3 protein-coding genes are annotated in these 2,253 nt (G+C 52.1%); 2 read left to right on the top strand and 1 reads right to left on the bottom strand.

Annotated features, from left to right (window positions below):
• Positions 1 to 116: 116 nt before the first annotated feature.
• Positions 117 to 476, top strand: a complete 360-nt coding sequence (locus tag GBM95_RS11555; RefSeq protein WP_193222699.1) for an ATP-binding protein — start codon at positions 117 to 119, stop codon at positions 474 to 476.
• On the top strand, positions 466 to 1,107 hold the full coding sequence (locus tag GBM95_RS11550) for a response regulator transcription factor (RefSeq protein WP_152159229.1): 642 nt from the start codon (positions 466 to 468) through the stop codon (positions 1,105 to 1,107). Before GBM95_RS11555 ends, GBM95_RS11550 begins: the two co-directional genes overlap by 11 nt.
• A gap of 472 nt (positions 1,108 to 1,579) precedes the next feature.
• Here GBM95_RS11550 and ftnA read toward each other — a convergent pair whose 3' ends face one another.
• Positions 1,580 to 2,077: a non-heme ferritin gene (gene ftnA, locus GBM95_RS11545; protein WP_152159228.1), complete on the bottom strand. Its 498-nt coding sequence runs from the start codon at positions 2,075 to 2,077 to the stop codon at positions 1,580 to 1,582.
• Positions 2,078 to 2,253: the final 176 nt, after the last annotated feature.

Below are 2,253 nucleotides of genomic sequence, written 5' to 3'. Positions count from 1 at the left end.
CTAACCTTTAGATTTCAGTTAGTTGCCTTAAATCAAAACTAAGCCGGGATATGAATTTCTTTCAGACTCTGTTAACGGATTCCTGGGAATTCACGTATTTCATCCATGCCGATCCTATGGAAATTGAACTCGCGATCCAGAATCTTCTGAGAAATGCTCTCCAGGCTGTCGCTAATACCGCGAATGGGGAGGTTTCTCTTATTCTTGACAGCTGCGAAGGATCGGACGACCGCCGCCGGGCCGTCATTTCCATCTGCGACAACGGCCCTCTGCAGAATGATGAAAGCTTCGAAAAGCTCAATTCCATCCTGACATCAAGCAAGATTGAAGGGCTTGGTCTCGGACTGGCTATTGTTCGCACGATTGCAGAAAACCTCGGCGGACGACTCAAATTCGCGCGCCGCCGGCCTAATGGCCTCACAGCGCTCCTGATCCTCCCGCTTCAGAACGAAGAAAAGCGAAGCAATGAATCCTGACAAGCCTCTCATCCGAATTGTGGACGATGATCCCTTCCTTCGAGATTCACTCGAATTCATGCTGAAGTGTGAAGGATATGACGTCATCTCCTTCGCAGACCCTAAAGCATTTCTCGCCGGCGACATGCCGAGTCGACTCGGCTGCGTCATTCTCGATGTACGTATGCCCGGCATGTCAGGGCTTGAATTGCAGGAAATTCTTACCGGGCGAGCTTATGAGTGCCCGATCATTTTCCTGACAGCCCACGGCGATATCGACATGGCTGTTCAGACCATGCGCGACGGGGCCTGCGACTTTCAGCAAAAGCCCATAAAGCCGGCTACCTTCCTGCCGGCAGTCTCGCGCGCCATTGAAAAGGACCGCGCCCGCAGAGGCGGGGCAACCAATCTGCTTGATGAACTGAAGCGATTCAGGTCGCTCAGTGAACGTGAAAAAGAAATTGCTGAAAAAGTAGCACAAGGCTTCACGAGCCAGCAGATTGCCGAGCAGCTGGGCATTTCCAAACGAACAGTCGACCACTATCGAATGGCCGCGCTCACCAAAATTGAACTGCGGACGCCGGCAGAACTCGCCGGGTTCTTTGAACGAATACGTGTTTTTCTTGCTTCCCATGAGTCCCAGACGTTCTGACGAGTGAAGGCATCATTGAGAATGCATTCCAACATTCTCCTTCAGACTTCTCCGTTTTTACTTCCGGGAAAAAAACACTGCCCTGGCTTCCGCATGCTTCATCGATGGATAGTCTGATTTTCAGAATATCTCTTCCTGAAAAAATGAACCTAAAGGTTCTGAAATTCAGGAGAAGCAGGTCAAGTCATGACATACCTGCACCGGACGCTCGCAAAAGTCATCCCGCTGCTTTCAGCAAGCTCCCCATGCAGGCATACCGCAGACGGGAAAGACCGCGCTCATCTCTCTTGCCGCAGAACCAGTGCCGCTCGACGCGAACACAGTGAGCCACAGCATCTGGTCGATTTGATCGCACCTTGCCGCTGCAGGCATGAAAAAAGCGCACCAGAGGCCGAACCCGATGCGCTTCGCGAAGCGGATCCCGGCCGTATGCCCGGTCGGGATCCGCTCACAGCTCAAAAAGCCGCTTGAATTACTTCGCCGCGTGGATCTGAGCAAGTTCCTTGTCGAAGACCAGGAGCCCATGGCCGTCCTTGCCGATGAGCTGAAGCTTTTCGAGGATGGTCCTGAAGAGCTTCTCTTCTTCATGCTGCTCGGAGACGAACCACTGCAGGAAGGTGAAGGACGAGAAGTCCTTTTCTTCGAGGGCGGCGCCCACGAGTTCGTTGATCGACTTCGAAATGAAGAGTTCATGGTCAAGCGTCTTCTTGAAGACGTCCTCGAGCGACTTGAAGTCATGCTGCGGAGCTTCAAGGGCGGTTATCACCGGCATGGCGCCCGTATCGCAGAGGTAGTTGAAGAGACGCTGCTTGTGTTCGAGCTCTTCCTTGGCATGCGCATAGAGGAAGCTCGAAGCGCCTTCAAAGGACTTCGCGCTCGCCCACGCAGCCATCTGCTGATAAAGGAGCGCAGAGAAAAGCTCGAGGTTCATCTGTTCATTGATCTTTTTAGCCAGCTTGGCAGAGAGCATTTTTAAATCTCCATTGAAAGGGGTCACTAGCGTTAACCTCTAAGGGTTAATCGCTATTTCTTAACGACTGTGATTCTATCCTAAAAGTCGTCTAATGCGGCCACGATTCAATTGACCCCCAACAGCTTGAGGAATAGCTGATCGCGTTTGGTTGTTTCCGTGGTCCATTTGGATGC

This window comes from Sutterella seckii (genome assembly GCF_009183815.1).
Taxonomy (GTDB): domain Bacteria; phylum Pseudomonadota; class Gammaproteobacteria; order Burkholderiales; family Burkholderiaceae_F; genus Sutterella; species Sutterella seckii.
The sequence above is the reverse complement of the archived record's forward strand: the minus strand, read 5'-3'. Positions and strand labels throughout refer to the sequence as shown.